This window comes from Actinomadura scrupuli, from assembly GCF_050971785.1.
Taxonomy (GTDB): Bacteria; Actinomycetota; Actinomycetes; order Streptosporangiales; family Streptosporangiaceae; genus Actinomadura_E; species Actinomadura_E scrupuli.
Window position 1 is genome coordinate 33,583 of record NZ_JBPCCU010000017.1, and the last position, 17,330, is coordinate 50,912.

General features: G+C 66.7%; 19 protein-coding genes. 13 read left to right on the plus strand and 6 right to left on the minus strand.

The window, feature by feature from the left end; genetic code table 11:
- Positions 1-375: 375 nt before the first annotated feature.
- Positions 376-1,575, minus strand: coding sequence for a cation:proton antiporter (locus ACRYCC_RS42855; protein ID WP_433819945.1), 1,200 nt, complete (start codon positions 1,573-1,575; stop codon positions 376-378).
- Positions 1,576-2,086: 511 nt separating this feature from the next.
- On the opposite strand from ACRYCC_RS42855, the gene zwf reads away from it, so the two are divergent.
- The 5 genes from zwf (at position 2,087) to gnd (ending at position 9,560) form a co-directional block, all read left to right on the plus strand.
- Positions 2,087-3,478 carry a glucose-6-phosphate dehydrogenase gene (gene zwf / locus ACRYCC_RS42860; protein WP_433819946.1) on the plus strand — a complete coding sequence of 464 codons (1,392 nt, stop codon included), beginning with the start codon at positions 2,087-2,089 and terminating at the stop codon, positions 3,476-3,478.
- A gap of 243 nt (positions 3,479-3,721) precedes the next feature.
- The gene (tkt, locus tag ACRYCC_RS42865; RefSeq protein WP_433819947.1) at positions 3,722-5,782 is read left to right on the plus strand and encodes a transketolase; all 2,061 of its coding nucleotides are present in this window, start codon (positions 3,722-3,724) and stop codon (positions 5,780-5,782) included.
- A complete protein-coding gene (gene tal / locus ACRYCC_RS42870; RefSeq protein ID WP_433819948.1) occupies positions 5,779-6,852 on the plus strand; it encodes a transaldolase in 1,074 nt (357 codons plus the stop codon). The genes tkt and tal overlap by 4 nt, the downstream gene beginning before the upstream one ends.
- A 38-nt stretch (positions 6,853-6,890) precedes the next feature.
- Positions 6,891-8,522, plus strand: a complete 1,632-nt coding sequence (pgi, locus tag ACRYCC_RS42875) for a glucose-6-phosphate isomerase (RefSeq protein WP_433819949.1) — start codon at positions 6,891-6,893, stop codon at positions 8,520-8,522.
- A gap of 9 nt (positions 8,523-8,531) precedes the next feature.
- Positions 8,532-9,560: a phosphogluconate dehydrogenase (NAD(+)-dependent, decarboxylating) gene (gene gnd, locus ACRYCC_RS42880; RefSeq protein WP_433819950.1), complete on the plus strand. Its 1,029-nt coding sequence runs from the start codon at positions 8,532-8,534 to the stop codon at positions 9,558-9,560.
- A gap of 23 nt (positions 9,561-9,583) precedes the next feature.
- Here the strand turns inward: gnd and ACRYCC_RS42885 are convergent, their stop codons facing one another.
- A complete protein-coding gene (locus ACRYCC_RS42885) occupies positions 9,584-9,781 on the minus strand; it encodes a hypothetical protein (protein WP_433819951.1) in 198 nt (65 codons plus the stop codon).
- Between the two features lie 154 nt (positions 9,782-9,935).
- On the opposite strand from ACRYCC_RS42885, the gene ACRYCC_RS42890 reads away from it, so the two are divergent.
- Positions 9,936-10,061, plus strand: coding sequence for a hypothetical protein (locus tag ACRYCC_RS42890; protein WP_433819952.1), 126 nt, complete (start codon positions 9,936-9,938; stop codon positions 10,059-10,061).
- A gap of 74 nt (positions 10,062-10,135) precedes the next feature.
- Positions 10,136-10,600 (plus strand): YkgB family protein, encoded by a 465-nt coding sequence (locus ACRYCC_RS42895; RefSeq protein ID WP_433819953.1) that lies wholly within the window; start codon positions 10,136-10,138, stop codon positions 10,598-10,600.
- A gap of 274 nt (positions 10,601-10,874) precedes the next feature.
- Here ACRYCC_RS42895 and ACRYCC_RS42900 read toward each other — a convergent pair whose 3' ends face one another.
- Both ACRYCC_RS42900 and ACRYCC_RS42905 read right to left on the minus strand, forming a co-directional pair.
- Positions 10,875-11,156, minus strand: a complete 282-nt coding sequence (locus ACRYCC_RS42900; protein ID WP_433819986.1) for an ATP-binding protein — start codon at positions 11,154-11,156, stop codon at positions 10,875-10,877.
- Positions 11,104-11,784 (minus strand): NAD(P)/FAD-dependent oxidoreductase, encoded by a 681-nt coding sequence (locus ACRYCC_RS42905; RefSeq protein ID WP_433819987.1) that lies wholly within the window; start codon positions 11,782-11,784, stop codon positions 11,104-11,106. Before ACRYCC_RS42905 ends, ACRYCC_RS42900 begins: the two co-directional genes overlap by 53 nt.
- Here ACRYCC_RS42905 and ACRYCC_RS42910 point away from each other — a divergent pair.
- Entirely contained in the window at positions 11,764-11,913 is a 150-nt protein-coding gene (locus ACRYCC_RS42910) for a hypothetical protein (protein WP_433819988.1), read from the plus strand. The genes ACRYCC_RS42905 and ACRYCC_RS42910 overlap by 21 nt on opposite strands.
- A gap of 73 nt (positions 11,914-11,986) precedes the next feature.
- On the opposite strand, the gene ACRYCC_RS42915 is transcribed toward ACRYCC_RS42910, so the two are convergent.
- Entirely contained in the window at positions 11,987-12,166 is a 180-nt protein-coding gene (locus tag ACRYCC_RS42915; RefSeq protein WP_433819954.1) for an SDR family oxidoreductase, read from the minus strand.
- 401 nt (positions 12,167-12,567) lie between these two features.
- Here ACRYCC_RS42915 and ACRYCC_RS42920 point away from each other — a divergent pair, with 401 nt between their 5' ends.
- The 3 genes from ACRYCC_RS42920 to pgl are packed head-to-tail and all read left to right on the plus strand — an operon-like array spanning position 12,568 to position 14,317.
- Complete coding sequence (locus tag ACRYCC_RS42920; RefSeq protein ID WP_433819955.1) at positions 12,568-13,122, plus strand: thiamine pyrophosphate-binding protein; 555 nt, start codon at positions 12,568-12,570, stop codon at positions 13,120-13,122.
- 23 nt (positions 13,123-13,145) lie between these two features.
- Complete coding sequence (locus tag ACRYCC_RS42925; protein WP_433819956.1) at positions 13,146-13,649, plus strand: phosphoglucose isomerase-related protein; 504 nt, start codon at positions 13,146-13,148, stop codon at positions 13,647-13,649.
- 5 nt (positions 13,650-13,654) lie between these two features.
- A complete protein-coding gene (gene pgl, locus ACRYCC_RS42930; protein WP_433819957.1) occupies positions 13,655-14,317 on the plus strand; it encodes a 6-phosphogluconolactonase in 663 nt (220 codons plus the stop codon).
- Between the two features lie 20 nt (positions 14,318-14,337).
- Here the strand turns inward: pgl and rpiA are convergent, their stop codons facing one another.
- Positions 14,338-14,982 (minus strand): ribose 5-phosphate isomerase A, encoded by a 645-nt coding sequence (gene rpiA / locus ACRYCC_RS42935; protein WP_433819959.1) that lies wholly within the window; start codon positions 14,980-14,982, stop codon positions 14,338-14,340.
- 50 nt (positions 14,983-15,032) lie between these two features.
- On the opposite strand from rpiA, the gene ACRYCC_RS42940 reads away from it, so the two are divergent.
- Positions 15,033-15,842, plus strand: coding sequence for a Cof-type HAD-IIB family hydrolase (locus tag ACRYCC_RS42940; protein ID WP_433819961.1), 810 nt, complete (start codon positions 15,033-15,035; stop codon positions 15,840-15,842).
- A 344-nt stretch (positions 15,843-16,186) separates the two neighbouring features.
- Positions 16,187-16,849, plus strand: a complete 663-nt coding sequence (locus ACRYCC_RS42945) for a tyrosine-type recombinase/integrase (RefSeq protein ID WP_433819962.1) — start codon at positions 16,187-16,189, stop codon at positions 16,847-16,849.
- Positions 16,850-17,330: the final 481 nt, after the last annotated feature.

The window sequence follows — 17,330 nt, forward strand, 5'->3', positions numbered from 1 at the left end:
ACCACACGAGGTCAGATCCCTGCGTCCGGGAGCAGTCGTAATTACGATACCGATCGCCAACTACGCTCTGGTGTCCGACCGCCGCTCCGCCGCGATGCCTCGGTCGACTGGCTGTGCTTCCCCCGGTTCGACAACCCATCCGTCTCCGCCCGCCTGCTGGACGACGAGGTCGGTCACTGGTCGATCCGCTTCCTGGAGCCGCTACGCCGCTAGCCTTTCCCGGGCCTGGGCCACTACGACGACGCCCTCGCCGCGCTCGGCGGACCCGGAGCCATCAAGGTGTACATGGAGATCGCCGAACCGACCACGGGGGGTGACCACTCACCGGTTCGCCGGCCCGCCTCACATCGCCCCACCCGTCCTCGCGGACCGGGGCTACGGTGGCGGTTCGGCCGGCGGGCGCGCACGATCCCGCAACAGCGCCAGCGCACTAGTCGGGAACAGCAGGACGGACAACAGGCCCGCACAGATCAGCGCCGCGGCCGTGACCCGGGTCATCAAACCGATGACGACGCCGATCTGCGACGCCGCGACAATGAACGGCAGAGACGTGGCCTGCAATAGCCCTACCGCCAATGACGCCCGGCGGCCAAACGAGCGCTTGTACAGAAGTGCCGGGACACCCCGCACAATGAGGAGTGCGAGCAGGAACAACGGCACGCGCAACAACGCCGACGGCTCATGAAACAACCCTCTCAGATCAAGGCGCAACCCGCTGACAACGAAGAAGACCGGGACCACGAAGCCGTACCCGATCCCCTCGAGCTTCGCGCGAAACCGCGGATGAGTAGAGGTGTCGCGGTCCACGAGACCGACGACCGCGCCGGCCATGAACGCACCCAGAATGGTCTCCAGACCGAACCGCTCGGCGAGAGCGGCGAAAGCCATCAACAGCACGACCGCCGCCCGCACACGGATCTCCGCCGTGGTGTCCTGCAGCCGCCGTACTTCCCTACGGAGCCGCATCCACCGATCAGCCAGCAGCACAGCGCCTGCCGTGACGGCGACCAGCACGGCGAAGGCGAATAGCAGCACGATCCGTCCACCAGTGCTACCGCCCGAGGTGGAGAAGAGCAAGGACAGCAACACGACCGCGCCGAAATCGGCCACCGAGGCCGCCGCGACCGTGTTCTGCCCCAACTCACCCTCGATTTGCCCGGCATCCTCCAGGATCGGCACCACCAAACCCAAAGAGGTTGCCGAAAGCAGGACAGCGAGCAGGAGCGGGCTGCGCACCCAATCCAGCCAGTAAAAAGACAGGCCCCCGAGCACGGCAAGGACAAGAGAGATCCCATAGCCGCCCAGCGCGAGAACGAGCCGGCGCCCCCGCAGACTGTGAACATCGATTTCCAACCCGGCCAGGAACAGCAGGAACGCCAGGCCGATCAAGGACATGACCCGTACCGGAAGATCAACGCGGATCAGACCCAGCCCCGCCGGTCCCAAGACGGCACCCGCCACGATCTCCACCACGATCGCCGGAATCCGCAAGCCGGGGACCAGGCCGAGCAGCAGCGGCGACAGCAACGCGATCAACGCGACGGCGAACAAATTGACGAATGACACCTCCGGCATAGCAGCCCCCTGCAAGCCGTGTTCCTTCAACCGGCCGGGCGGCGGGCCTCGTGATCCCTTCGAGAGCGGCCTCATCACCGTGTCCGAGCCGCTATATGGTCAAGCTGTCGGCGTCAAGTTCGGGAATCACCGGAGTACCTCTGCCCTGTCCTGGCCGCCGGATTCTTTCTGTCAGCCTAGTGAGACAGAAGCCTTGCCGAGTTACCAGGGGAGGCGAACGTCCTGGGCCGTCGGCGTGGCCATGCGGGTCAGCTCGGCGATCTGATCGGCGATCTCCAAACCGGTCGGGCCGCCGCCGATCGCCGCCGATCACCACGAAGGATCCCGATGAGGTCGGAGTTCATTGTGATGTGGCGGACCAGGTCGTGGGTATGGATGGGTTAGGCCGACCTGCCAGTTCGTGGCTTTTCGGGGAATTCCTAGCCAGTCGGCCGTCAGGCGTACCGGGCTCGAGACGACGCCACCGACACGTAAGACGCGCAACAGGCGTCCAGGGACTGAGCGGGGGATCATGGACGTACCGCATGGGCAGGTCCTGGTGCTGTACGGCATCGCCGGGGATCTCGCCAAGAAGATGATCATTCCGGCCTTGTATCAACTCGTCGCCCGCGGCGTACTCAACATACCGGTCATCGGCGTGGATCGCGGCGACCTGGACGTCGCCACGCTGCGGAGACACGCCCACGATAGCGTCACGGCAGCTTTCGGGCGGGTCGATGAGGACGTGTTCGGTGCGCTGACCGACAGGCTGGTGCCGGTCACCGGCGATATGACCGAACCTGCGATCTACACCGAACTCGCGAGGCATATCGCCGACGATGCATTCGCCGTCCACTACCTGGCCGTGCCACCCGTACTGTTCGCGCCGATAGCCGCAGGGCTGGGCGTCGCGGGGCTGAATACCCGGGGCCGGTTGGTGGTGGAGAAGCCGTTCGGCCACGACCTCGCGTCCGCGCAGCGGCTCACCACGGAACTGCACCGGCACTTCTCCGAGGAGCGGTTACTGCGTGTCGACCATTTCCTCGAGAAGGAGTCGGTTCAGAACCTCGTGATGTTCCGCTTCGCCAACAGCCTGCTGGAGCCCATCTGGAACCGCGACCATGTCGCTGCCGTAGAGATCACGATGGCCGAGGCGTTCGATGTCGCCGATCGGGGGGCGTTCTACGACGCGGTGGGGGCCGTCCGCGATGTCGTGCAGAACCATCTGCTGCAGGTCCTGGCGTATCTGACCATGGATCCTCCGGCCGACGCCGGCGCCGAGATCGAACGCGATGAGAAACGTCGGCTGATGTGCGCGATACGGGCGATCGACCCCGATGACCTGGTCCGGGGCCAGTACGCCGGTTATCTCGACACGCCGGGTGTGGCCGCCGGGTCGAGCACCGAGACCTACGCCGCGGTGCGGTTGTGGATCGACAACTGGCGCTGGTCCGACGTCCCTTTCCTGATCAGGACCGGTAAGGCACTCGCGGTCACCAGCACCGAGATCGCGGTCCGGCTCCGCAGGCCGCCCCGCATGCTGTTCCTGTCCGCAGACGCAGGCCGCCCGCGATCCAACATCGTCCGGTTCCGGCTGGAACCCGATCCCGGGGTCACCTTCGAACTGCTCGCCAAGGATCACGGCGAGGTCGACGCGATCCGCGAGGTGGCGGTGTCGATCGACTTCGCGGGGGAGCCGGGTCAAGCGGAGAGCCCTTACGAACGAATCTTCACCGACGCGATCTCCGGCGACCCCCGCCACTTCGCTCGCAAGGACACCGTGGAGGAGGAATGGCGCATCGTCGATCCCATTCTGGACTCCAGGACGCCACCAGAGCCGTACGAGCGCGGCGGCTGGGGGCCGTCCCACGCCGACCGGCTCACCGACGACGGCCGCTGGATCCCCACACAGGTGCGTACGTGACCGTGATCAATCCGCTGGCCCGAGACCATCGTGTTCCCACTTGAGGGAAGGATTAAACGGCCTTTGGTCCCTGGGTTCGCGGTCGCCCGACTCTTGGCGGCGCGGCCGCGGCGATGAAGCCTGATGTTGAATACGTCAATGCTGCCATCGCAGAGCATGCGCGCCAGCTCGCGATCTCCGAGTTCGGACCGGCACCTCCACTGCGGACCGTCGGGTTCCGGCATCGAGGGAGTCCTGCAGATCATGACCGATTTCGACATGCTTTCCATCAACACGATCCGCGGCCTGTGCATGGACGCGATCCAGTTCGCGGACTCCGGGCACCCCGGCACCCCGCTGGACATAGCTCCGGTCGCCTACATGTTGTGGCAGCGCTTCCTGAGATTCGATCCCGCCGATCCGATCTGGCCGAACCGCGACCGGTTCGTGCTCTCGGAGGGTCACGCCTCGGCCCTGCTGTGGTCGCTGTTTCATCTGACCGGGGTGCATGCCGTTGATCCGGACTATGAGATCCTCGGCCGCCGTGCGGTCACGCTCGATGACCTGAGGTCGTTTCGCCGGCTCGATTCGCATTGTCCTGGCCATCCCGAATACCGCCTGACGAGCGGTGTCGAGGCGACGACCGGTCCACTCGGCCAGGGTGTGGCGACCTCGGTGGGCATGGCGATCGCGGGCCGGTGGCTCGCCGCCCGCTACAACCGCGACGGTTTCCCCCTGTTCGATTTCGACGTGTACGCCCTGGCCGGGGACGGTTGCATGATGGAGGGCATCTCCTCCGAGGCGGCCTCGCTCGCAGGCCACTTGGGATTGTCCAAACTGTGCTGGATCTACGACTCGAACCGGGTGACGATCGAGGGCCGTACCGGGATCACCTTCACTGAGGACGTTGCGGCGCGCTTCCTCGCCTACGGCTGGAACGTGACGACTGTGGCCGACGCGAACGACCTCGATGGGGTGAGCCGGGCGCTGCACACGTTCAAGGCCGAGAACGAGCGGCCCACTCTCGTGGTGGTGCACAGCCATATCGGATACGGCTCGCCGGTGGAGAACACGCCGGAGGCACACGGAACGCCGCTGGGTCCCGACGGCGTCCGTGCGGCCAAGCGCTTCTTCGGGCTACCGGAGGATGCCGACTTCTTCGTTCCACCGCAGGTCTACGAGTGGTTCACCGAAGGCATCGGCGCACGTGGCGACAGAGCCAGGGCCGCGTGGGAGGGCCTCCTCAAGGCGTACGGGGATGCCTATCCGCAGGCCGCCGACGAGCTCGAACGCATCCAGCGCCGGGAACTCCCGGACGACTGGGAGGCGGCGTTGCCCACCTTCCCACCGGACTCCAAGGGCATCGCCACCCGTGACTCCTCCGGGCGCGTGCTGAACGCCCTGGCCCAGGCGGTGCCCTGGTTGCTGGGCGGCTCGGCCGACCTCACGCCGTCGACGAAGACACGCCTCGTCTTCGACGGCGCAGGGGACTTCCAGTCCGGCGACCACTCAGGACGTAATCTCCATTTCGGTGTGCGGGAGCACACGGCGGCCGCGATCGCCAACGGCATGGCGCTCACCAAGCTCCGGCCGTTCTGGTCCGGGTTCTTGATCTTCTCGGACTACGCGCGCGGCGCGATCCGCCTGTCCGCGCTGATGGAGATCCCGGTCCTGCACATCTTCACCCACGATTCCATCGGTGTCGGGCAGGACGGCCCGACCCACCAGCCCGTCGAACAACTCGCATCGCTGCGCGCGATGCCCGGCCTACTGGTATTCCGGCCCGCGGACGCGAACGAGGTCGTCGAGACCTGGCGTGTGGTGGCCGCACTCCACCGGGAACCCGCAGCGCTGGTCCTGTCCCGGCAAGCCCTCCCCACGTTCGACCGGTCCACGCTCGGCGCCGCGTCCGGAGTCGCAAAAGGCGCCTACGTGCTGGCGGAGGCCCCCTCAGGCACCCCGGACGTGATCCTGCTGGCCACCGGCTCGGAGGTGGCGCTCGCACTCGCCGCCCGCGACGAACTGTCCGCAGGGGGCATCGGCGCCCGGGTGGTGAGCATGCCGTGCTGGGAACTGTTCGACCGCCAGCCCAAGGAGTACCGCGACCAGGTGATCCCGCCAGAGGTGACGGCCCGGGTCGCGATCGAACAGGGCTCGACGTTCGGCTGGGATCGCTACGTCGGTGACGGCGGCGCGGTCGTCGGGATGCACACCTTCGGCGCCTCCGCACCGCTCAAACAACTGCTCACCAAGTTCGGGTTCACCCCCGAACGCGTATCGCAGGTCGCCCGCGAAAGCGTGGCCGCCGGAAGGGGGAAGGCGTGAAAGCGACCCAGGCCCTGCACGAACGCGGACAGAGCCTTTGGCTCGACAACATCACGCGGGCGATCCTCGACTCCGGACAGATCCAGCACTACATCGACAACTACGCGGTGACCGGACTCACCTCCAACCCGTCGATCTTCGATAAGGCCATCGAGTCCGGCTACTACGACGACGCCATCCGCGCCAAGGCCGGCGCGGGTCTCTCTGGTGAGGGCCTGTTCTTCGAGCTGGCCATCGAGGACGTCCAGCGGGCCGCCGATGAGTTCCTGCCCGTTCACGAGCGCACCGACGGCGTCGATGGGTGGGTATCGCTGGAGGTGTCGCCGCTGCTGGCCTACGACACCGCCGCCACCGTCGAGGCGGCGAAGGCGTTGCACCGCTGGGCTGCGCGGCGCAATCTGTTCATCAAGATCCCTGGCACCGCCGAAGGTCTGCCGGCGGTCACCGAGTGCGTGGCCTGCGGTGTCCCGGTCAACGTGACGCTGTTGTTCTCCGCCGACCACTACCGGGCTGCCGCGGACGCCTACCTCACCGGCGTGCAGCGCCGGGTCGATCAGGGACTGGACCCGGCCGTGGGCTCGGTGGCATCGGTGTTCATGTCGCGGTGGGACAAGGCGGTCGCCGGCACGGTGCCCGAACGGCTCAAGGATCGGCTCGGGCTCGCCGTCGGGCTCGACACCTACCGGGCGTACCGGCAGCTCATGGACTCCGACCGGATGCAGCGACTGGAGAACGCCGGCGCGCGGGTGCAGCGGCTGCTGTGGGCCAGCACGCAGACCAAGGACCCCAAAGCGTCCGACACCCTCTACGTGCATGGGCTCGCGGCGCCCTTCACCATCAACACGATGCCCGATTCGACGCTCGAGGCGTTCTACGACCACGGCGAGGTGAGCGATCCCATGCCCGCCGACGGCGGCGGCTGCGACGCGATCCTGCGCCGGTTCACCGACGCCGGCGTCGACCTGACGGCGCTCGCCGAGCGACTCCAGCGGCAAGGCGCGGAGTCCTTCACCACCGCCTGGAACGACCTGGTAGGGAGGATCTCCGCGCAGCGCACCTCACTCACCTGACCGGCCGCTCACCGTCCCGCCAATGATCGGAGGAAACGATGCCGACCATCCCGCTCCGTGACCGAGCTTCGTGGAAGGCGCTTGAGCAGCACCGCGCCGAGATCGGGGGGCGGCACCTGCGCGAGTTGTTCGCCGAGGATCCAGGGCGCGGCAAGCGCATGTGCGCCGAGGCCACCGGACTGTACCTGGACTACTCGAAGAACCGCATCACCAGCGAGACGCTGCGCCTGTTGATCGAGCTCGCCCGGGAATCGGCGCTTGAGCAGCGCAGGGACATGATGTTCCGGGGCGAGCCGATCAACACCTCCGAGTACCGGTCGGTACTGCACGTCGCGCTGCGGATGCCGGAAGGCAGTTCACTCGTCGTCGACGGCGTCGACGTGGTCGCGGAGGTCCATGACGTCCTCGCCCGGATGGCGGTCCTTGCCCGGCATGTTCGCTCCGGGCAGTGGAAGGGATACACCGGCAAGCCGATCAAGAACATCGTCAACGTGGGAATCGGCGGGTCTGATCTCGGGCCGGTCATGGCCTACGAGGCACTGCGCCACTACAGCCGGCGCGATCTGAGGTTCCGGTTCGTCTCGAACGTCGACTCCGCCGATTTCGTCGAGGCGACCCACGACCTGTTCGCCGACGAGACGTTGTTCATCATCTGCTCCAAAACGTTCGGCACGCTGGAGACCCTGACCAACGCCCATTCGGCGCGCGACTGGGTGATCGGCCAGCTGGGCACCGAGAAGGCGATCTCCCGGCACTTCGTCGCGGTCTCGACCGACGCGGAGCGCGTCGCGGAGTTCGGTATCGACCCCGCGAACATGTTCGGCTTCTGGGACTGGGTCGGCGGTCGTTACTCGATGGACTCCGCCATCGGGCTGTCGACGATGATCGCTATCGGCCCCGAGCATTTCGGTGAGATGCTCGGGGGCTTTCATGAGATGGACGAACACTTCCGTACGGCCCCGCTCGATGCGAACCTGCCGGTCCTGATGGGGCTGCTCGCCGTGTGGTACGTGAACTTCTTCGGGGTGCAGACCATCGGCGTCATGCCGTACGAGCGGTATCTGACGCGGTTCCCCGCCTACCTGCAACAGCTCACGATGGAATCGAACGGCAAGCATGTGAGCCGCGATGGCCGTGTCGTCGACTACGACACCGGCCCGGTCTACTGGGGTGAGCCGGGCACGAACGGTCAGCACAGCTTCTACCAGCTGATCCACCAGGGCACCCGGCTGATCCCGCTCGACCTGATCGGTTTCGGTAAGAGCCTCAACCCGTTGCGCAATCATCATGACCTGTTGTCGGCCAACGTCTTCGCGCAGGCGCAGGCACTGGCCTTCGGCCGGACCGAGGAAGAGGTGCGGGCCGAGGGCACCGCGCAGGACGTCGTACCGCATCGGGTCATGCAGGGTAACCGTCCCACCAACGTGCTGCTCGCCGAGATCCTCACCCCACACCGGCTCGGCACTCTCGTGGCGCTCTACGAGCACAGCGTGTTCACCCAGGGGACGATCTGGGGGATCGACTCCTTCGACCAATGGGGCGTCGAGCTCGGCAAGGTGCTCGCGGGACGGATCGCGCCCGAGCTGGAGGCCGATGCCGAACCCAAGCTCGCCCACGACTCGTCGACCAACGTTCTCATCCGCCGCTACCGGAGGCTGAAGAAGATCTAGGGGGATTCGATGACGACCGACAGACCAATGCAGCTCGGCATGGTGGGGCTCGGGAGAATGGGTGCCAACCTCGTCCGACGGCTGATGCGGGACGGCCACCGGTGCGTGGTCTACGACCTCGACGCGGACGCCGTGCGGGAGCTCGCGGGCGAGGGCGCGGTCGGCGCGACCTCGCTTGAGGACTTCGTGGCGAAGCTCGAAAACCCGCGTGCCGTCTGGCTCATGCTGCCCGCCGCAGTCGTGGGGCCGACGCTCGACGAGCTGGCTGGCCTGCTCGAATCGGACGACATCGTGATCGACGGCGGCAACTCCTTCTACCGGGACGACATCGCCCGCGCGAAGCGGCTCGCCGCACGGCAGCTCCATTACGTGGACTGCGGGACCTCTGGCGGGGTCTGGGGCCTCGAACGCGGCTACTGCCTCATGATCGGCGGCGACGACGCGGCCGTACGGCGACTGGACCCGATATTCCACACCATCGCACCCGGTACGGGCAGCGCCGAACCCACACCCAGCAGAACGCGGAACGGGACCGCACCCGACGGCTACCTGCACTGCGGACCCAGCGGCGCCGGCCACTTCGTGAAGATGATCCACAACGGCATCGAGTACGGCATGATGGGCGCGATCGCGGAGGGGCTGTCCATCATCCGGCACGCCAACGTGGGCAAGAAGGGCCGCGCGACCGACGCGGAGACCGCCCCTCTTCGGAACCCAGAGGCCTATCAGTACGACATCGACGTCGCCGAGGTCTCCGAGGTCTGGCGGCGCGGCTCGGTCATCGGGTCATGGCTCGTCGACCTGATCGCCGACGCGCTCGCCCGGTCACCGCAGCTCGACGGCTTCGAGGGACGAGTCTCCGACTCCGGCGAAGGCCGCTGGACCGTGGATGCGGCGATCGACGAGAGCGTGCCCGCCCCGGTCATCACATCGGCGCTCATCGAACGATTCGAGTCGCGCGGGCTCGGACACTTCACCGACGCGGCCCTGTCCGCGATGCGCAGCGCGTTCGGCGGCCACGCCGAGAAACGCGGATGACGGGGGAAACCGTGATGCGCCACCTACTCGAAGCCCTGACGAGCCCGCAGGCCGTCGGCGCCCGAGGGGCCGAGCTTGTCGCGCGGTGCGCGCGGGCGGCCGTGGCCGACCACGACCGCTTCCGCGACGGTGGACCCGGTGCCGAGGCCGACGGCCATGCCGTCTTCCGTGAATTCGGCGGCAGCCTGGGCCGCCGCCTGCTTTTCTCGCTCGACGTTCACCGGTACTTTGCTTCCCCCTCGTCACACGTCACACACCGTGGAAGCAGTGAGTTCCCGCTGCGCCTGACGGTGCGTGCGGGGTGACAGACATGAGGACTCCGGCGTCGAACGAGGTATGGAAGGTCGAAGGCCTGCGCATGAACGGGGGGAACCGATGCTGGCGTTGACGGATCAGGTACGGGCGTGCCTTTTCGACATGGACGGGGTGCTGACCCGCACGGCCACGGTGCACCGCGTAGCAGTGATCGGCGGTGGCCTCGACACCGATGGTGAAGCATGACCTGATGCTCAGCGTTGGCTGACGTTTCGAGTCCTACACTGAGCGATATAACCGACGCGTCAGGCGAGGACTTCATGAAAATGCACCGCATCGAAAAAATAGTGCATAGTGTGGGGATTTCGACCATTCGGTATGGACTTGTGATCAACCTTCTGGAGATCGGGCGAATAAAATTTGAAGACTACGAGGTAGAAAATATTCGTCCCCTCGTAACCTCAAGCCCCCCACTCTCGCGGCTTATCGCCAGATTGGGAGAGAAGAAGGTCGCTAGATTGATCGGCGTCACTGAAATCGTTCTGGGCTCGCTGATCGGAGCAAAACCGATTGCGCCGAGAGCGTCAGCCCTCGGCAGCCTCGCCGCCGTCGGCATGTTCGCCACCACCCTCAGCTTCCTGGCTACGACACCCGAGGCGTGGCAAGAGACACGCGGGGAACCGAAGCTGTCCCTCGCGGGGCAGTTCCTGGTGAAGGACGTCGTGCTCCTCGGAGCCTCCTTGCTGACGGCCGCGGACGCCCTGCAAGCCGCCGAGTGCCGGTAGCCCAGAGCCTGGCCGGGTACCGGTCCACCGCGCTCGGCCCTGGCCCAGGGCATGTGGTTGCGGTCGGCCTTTCTGCTCAGGTCCAGAGCAGGTCGGCGATGCGGTGGATGTAGTCGGTCTGGAGCCTCCGGAGCTGTCCTCCGCCGTCACATTGATCGACTCCGCCATCGACTCGGCCGCAGAGTGGGCTGCTTGTCGCCCGCCCTGAGGGGAGGACGGCGCTCCTGGGTTCGCCGGCGGGCGGGCTCGATCCGCTCCATCAGGTTGGGTGCGTTTACCGTTGCCAGGGGCTACGCGGCCGGGATCCTTCATGGTTCTCGGCCAGGGGGATCCGGAGGACGAAGCGTGCCCCGCCCGACGCTGAGTCTTCGACATGGAGGTTGCCGTTGTGGGCGTGGGCGAAGTCGAGGCCGGTGCCTCCGCAGTCGCGGCTGCGGGCCGAGTCCAGCCGGAAGAAGCGGTGGAAGATGCGCTCACGGTCGGCTTGGGCGATTCCTTCTCCGTCATCGGCGATGGCCGTTCGGATCGGCCGCCGCCGCCAAAGGCGACAGCCCAGTCCAGCAGCGACATGAGTCGGCTATGGAAGCGACGAGGTAGACGAGGTGGACCAACAACCACATCAGCCACGCCGGGAACCCAGCAAGCCGTAGCCGGCCAATGCAGGCCACGGCCCGGAACTTGGCGACGGTGGCCATGCTGCCCTTGTCTCGGTAACAGAACGGACGCCTGGACGGCTCCCCTTGTAGCCTTCGCAGGATCTCAGCGGCCGCGTGCCGCCCGCTCTGCATCGCGACCTGAGCCACGCCGGGGAGATTCTGTAGGGACATCATGTCCCCGACGACGAAAACTTCGGGGTGACCGGGCAGGCTGCAGTCGGGTTCGACTTTGATCCGGCCTGCGTGGTCGACTTGCGTGCCGCGCTGGCCGGCCAGCTGGGCGCCGAGCGGGGATGCGGCCACTCCCGCAGCCCAGACCTTGGACATGGCCTCGACACGGGACCGTGTGCCGTCGCCAGCGACGACGTCTACGCCCGTCTCGTCCACGCCGACGATCTTGGTGTTTACCCGTAGCTCCACGCCCACGCGCCGAGGCTCGTGCGCAGCCTGTCCGACAGCCGCTCGCCGAAGCGTGGATCGCGGCCCCCTGGACGGCGGCCATTCTGTGTGAGCACCGAGCAGGGTCATCCCGGCCTCGGTGATCGCCACACCGGTGGAGGTCCGGACGAGCAGTTCGACGCCGAGCTCGCGTTCCAGCGTGCTGATCGTCCGTCGAACCGGCATGATCGCGCCGTGGACGAAGCCGGCCCGGTCTGAGGCCAGAAACGCGCTTCGGCGATCTCCTCGGCGGTGCCAGGCCGTCCGGCCGGTCCGGCCGCGGCCAGCTCGTTCAGGGCATCTCACCCATGGCCGCGGTGCCCTCGGTGCGGGTCGGGCCGGGGCTGACGGCGTTGATGCGTACGCCGCGTGGCCCGTACTCGGCGGCCGGCCAGGGCCACCGCGTGGCCCTGCCGATCCCGCTGGTTCCGCCGGTGACCAGTGCCACGGCCCTGGACAGTTCTGATGTCATGACGATTCACCCTTCCGCTCGACAGTCCGACCGGTACGCCCCGGCCGACGACGACTGCAAGACGCGACAGGCTCGCAGGTGTTCGGCATCTCCGATAGCTGCCATAAGGGTCTCTTTGACGCTACTGACCTGGCCTTATACCCACGACGGAGCGGAACGAAGGTTCGTGATCATTCCGGACGTGGCCGCGTTGCAGTGGGGTGGCGCGAGCGAAATCCGCAGGACGAAGCGTGCGCCTCCGGTCGGCGGCTTCTCGACGTGCAGCGTGCCGTTCGAGATTGGCCATGGCGGATGACGGCCGGCGAGGCCGGCACCGGTGCTCCTGGCCGATCCGCGCCCGGCACCGGGCCCACCAGCCGGGGGCGATGTTCGTGGCTGGTAGCCTTTTAGTTAGGGGAAGTATGGATGCTTTATCCATCAATACCATCCGTGGCCTGTGTCTGGACGCGATCCAGCAGGCCGAGTCGGGGCATCCGGGTACGCCGATGGACATCGCGCCGGTCGCCTACATGTTGTGGCAGCGGTTCTTGCGGTTCGACCCGTCCGATCCGATCTGGCCCAATCGCGACCGTTTCGTACTGTCGGAAGGGCACGCATCGACGTTGCTGTGGTCGCTGCTGCACCTGACGGGCGTTCGCGCCGTGAACTCCGACTACGAGGTGCTCGGCCGGCCCGCGGTCACCCTTGAGGACCTGAAAACGTTCCGGCGTACCGGCGGCTCATGGACTCCGACCTCCGACACCACACTGGAGGCCTTCTACGACCACGGTCAGGTCGACGCCGGGATGCCCGCCGACGGCGGTGATGCCGATGAGGTCCTCGCCCGCTTCACCGAAGCCGGCGTCGATGTCGCCGCCCTGGCGAACAAGCTGCAACGCGACGACGCGAAGGCGTTCGTGACGGCCTGGAACGATCTCATGACCTGTGTTTCCACCCAAAGCGCCTCACTCGTCTGACCGACCGGGAGGAGATTGTGCCGATGCCCACCACCCCGCTGCGGGACCTCCCGGCCTGGCAGATACTCCAGCGGCATCACGCGCAGATCGAGGGGCGCCACCTGCGTGAGCTGTTCGCGGACGATCCCGGGCGCGGCGAGCGCATGTGTGCGCAGGCCGCCGGGCTCTATCTCGACTATTCCAAGAACCGGATCACCGACGAGACGTTGCGCCTCCTGATCCGGCTTGCGCGCGAGTCGGAGGTGGAGCAGCGCCGGGACATGATGTTCTCCGGCGAGCCGATCACCACCTCTGAGCACCGCCCCGTACTGCACGTTGCCCTTCGCATGCCCACCGGCGGCTCGCTCATCCATTACAGCAGGCTCGACATGAGGTTCCGGTTCGTGTCCAACATCGACTCGACCGATCTCCTTGAAGCGAATGGTGACCTGTCGGCGGCCGAAACGTTGTTCATCGTCTCGTCCAAGACGTTCGGCACCCTGGAGACCCTCACCAACGCTCGCTCCGCCCGCGAGAAGAGGGACTGACCGCGATGCGCCACGACCTGCAGATCCTCGACGATCCGGACTCTGTGGCCACCCGCGCCGCCGACGAGGTCGCGAACCGCGCCACCACCGCGGTCGCCGACCATGGGCGCTTCACCTTCGCCGTCAGCGGCGGCCACACCCCATGCAAGATGTTCGCCGCGCTCGCCACCCGCGACCTACCCTGGCAGGACATCACCATCTTCCAGGTCGACGAGCGCGTCGCACCCGATGGCGATCCGGATCGAAACCTGACCCACCTGCGAGAAAGCCTCGGCACGGCACCCGCCGAGGTCGTACCCATGCCGGTGACCGACGCCGACCCGGAAGCCGCGGCACGGCGGTACGCCGAGCTGTTGCCGGCCAGATTCGATCTCCTCCATCTCGGCCTCGGCCCGGACGGTCACACCGCCTCCCTGGTCCCCGGCGACCCGGTGCTCACCGTGGCCGATCGGCTGGTCGCGCTCACCCGGCCGTACCAGGGCCATCCGCGGATGACGCTCACCTATCCCGCCCTCGCCCGCGCCGACGAGCTGCTCTGGCTCATCACCGGAGCCAACAAGCGAACACCACTACGCAAGCTACTGGCCGGTGATCCGGCGATCCCCGCCGGACGGGTGGAGGCGGCACGCTCATACGTGCTCGCAGGCAAGGACGCCGCGGGGTCGTGATGCGACCGATCCAGGACCTGTCACGGCCGCACCGTTCGTCGCTCGATCGAATCACCACAGCCGATCAGCACCTCCGTGACAAGCTCGGAGGGAAACAGCCCGTGCCCGACGACGCCCGGTGTCGCCGACAGCCATTCGGACAACCTTGCCGGCTCACCCACGTCACCGTGAAAGTCGGCGAGGATCCCACCATCCGTGCTCTTCGGCGCCGCGCGCACCAGGGCGGGCACCAGCCTGCGCAGGGTCGCCGACAGGCCGAACTCCAGCAGCTCAAGCGGGGTCGGAGCACGAATCACCTCGACGGGTTTTCGCGAATCACCGATCATCACGAACCGGCTTGCCGCCGCAGCAACGATCTTCTCCCTGGTGTGCGCTCCTCCACCACCCTTGACCAACCAGCCGTCCGGAGCGATCTGATCCGCGCCGTCGATCGCCATGTCGAGATGATCGACGATGTCGAACGGCCTGACATCAAGACCCAGGCCCGAGGCCGCTCGCATGGTGCGCGGCGACGTCGCAACACAACTGATCGACAACCTCCGCCGCGCAAGGGCAGGCAACAGGAAACCGACCGTCGACCCGGTGCCCAGCCCGACGATCATGCCGTCTTCGACGAGTTCGGCCGCGGCCTCGGCGGCCAGTCGCTTCTCCTGCTCTACATTCACCGGCTCTCAGCTCCCCGAATCCCGGGAACGGGACACCCTAGGAGGGGGTCATGACCCAAGCAACGCGCCTGCTCCTGGCCGACGTCGACGGGACTCTGGTCACACCGGACAAGATCCTCACCGACCGCGCGTGCCAGGCCGTCCACAGGCTCCACGAGGCCGGCATCCTATTCGCGATCACCAGCGGCCGCCCGCCGCGTGGCATGTCCATGCTCATCGAACCCCTCCGGCTCAGTACGCCGATCGCCGCGTTCAACGGCGGCCTGTTCGTGGAACCCGACATGTCGGCAATCGGGCAGAAGGTAATCCCGGACACAATGGTCGCCCCGGTGATCTCGCTGCTGGAGTCGTTCGATCTCGATGTCTGGGTCTACCAGGGCACCGAATGGTACGTGCGGAACCCGAACGGGCCGCACGTCGACCGGGAAGCCTGGACCGTCAAGTTCGCGCCCACCACCACGAACAGTTACGCCCACGCCCGCGAGGTTGCCAAGATCGTCGGCGTGAGCGACGACCTCGACACGGTCGCGAAGGCCTCCGAAGCCGCCCACGCGCGGTTCGGCGACCACGTCTCGGCGGCCCGTTCCCAGCCGTACTACCTCGACATCACCCATCCCGACGCGAACAAAGGACAGGTGGCGCAATTCCTGGCCGAACGGTTCTCGATCCCCGTCGCCGAGATCGCCACCATCGGTGATATGCCCAACGACGTGCTCATGTTCGCCCACTCCGGTCTCAGCATCGCGATGGGAAACGCGAGCAGAGAGGTCCAGCGAGCGGCCCGGCGGATCACGACGTCCAACGAGGACGAAGGCTTCGCCAATGCCGTCGAGCGCTACATTCTGCGATCGTCGTCCTGAAGCGCACGGGGCGTTCAAGGGCCACATCGGAATCGGTGGACTCAACCGCAGCACCGACGATCTTGTCCCCGCCCTCGTCCTCACTGTCGCCCTAGCTCACGACCTCGCCGTCGACCTCGACCTTGCCCCCGACCTCGACGTGGAACGCGCCCTCGGTATCGACCTCTCCCTCGACGATTTCGACCTCGACTTCACCCCCGCCCCCGCCCGAGGCCTGGCTGTCCGGCCGCCAACGGTAGACGGGTTCCTATGGGCCCAAGCCCTTGCCTCCGGCCGGGCGTGGGATTCCGCCCGGCCGGAGGAGCCTGTGTGCTCGCGTGTTGCCAAGGCGAGCCGGTCTTGACATGAGGTCAGATGATGGTGGCCTCCCCCGGCCGCGCTTGAGATGCAACGCCCCGTCCGGATCGACGCGCACGGGGTCGTCACTCCAGAGTGCGACCTGCCGGTGCTGGGCGAGGTCGACAGCAGAAGCCCAGGCGGTCAACGTGTCCGCCGCGGGCCCGCACCGCAGTTCGCCGTCTACATCTGGCGGTCCGTACGAGCCACCGGCGACACCAAGACGAAGAAGTCTCGCCGCACGCTGGAACTGCCCCGGCAGGTGGCGGTCGCTCTTCGGACGCACCACACCCAGGAAGAGGCGGACAAGGAGAGGGCCGGCGAGGCGTGGCAGGATCACGGCCTGGTCTTCTGCACGAGGATCGGAACCCCGCCTCGACGCGGGCAACATCCGGCGCTCGTTCCGCACCATCACCACCAAGAAGGCGAAGATCGGGGAGAAGTGGACTCCCCGGGAACTCCGTCACTCGTTCGTATCGATCATGAGTGACAAGGGCGTGCCCATCGAGACGATCGCCGACCTCTGCGGGCATGCAGGAACGGCGGTCACCGAGCAGGTCTACCGGCACCAGCTCAAGCCGGTGATCACCAAGGGCGCCGAGACCATGAACGCCATCTTCGGGTCGAGCACGTCCGCCACGAGCGGCGAACAGTCCGCCAAGTCCGCGTGACGATGGCTCCCCGTTTGGCTCCCCTCGGCCAACAAGATCGAAAAATGGCCCCGGAATGATCTCCGAGACCCTCTCTGACCTGCTGAAACCCGGTGGGCGATACTGGGATCGAACCAGTGACCTCTTCGGTGTGAACACCATCTGCCGCCCCTGCGGCACGGGCCTTTTGTACCTCCGCCCAGCTCAGAGACCTATCTTCCGTTCCACACGAACCTGTTCTGAGAAGATCAAGTCAGTTCTGATCTCCCGCAATTAACGCTTCCCTGCCCCACGGCGTAACCACCTGCCGTCCTCACTGTAGAGGAGCTGGTGGGGGAACGCGCTTCGGCACACCAAGTCCGGACAGGACGACGGGTCGTTCACGGTGGAGGCTTGGTTCGCAGGGGAACTAGCGGCTGTCTCGGTCGCCGACCAGGATGGCCCCGGGGGAACCCGTGGTTCGCGATGCCATCCCACTGGACGAGTTCGGCCGCGGCCTGAT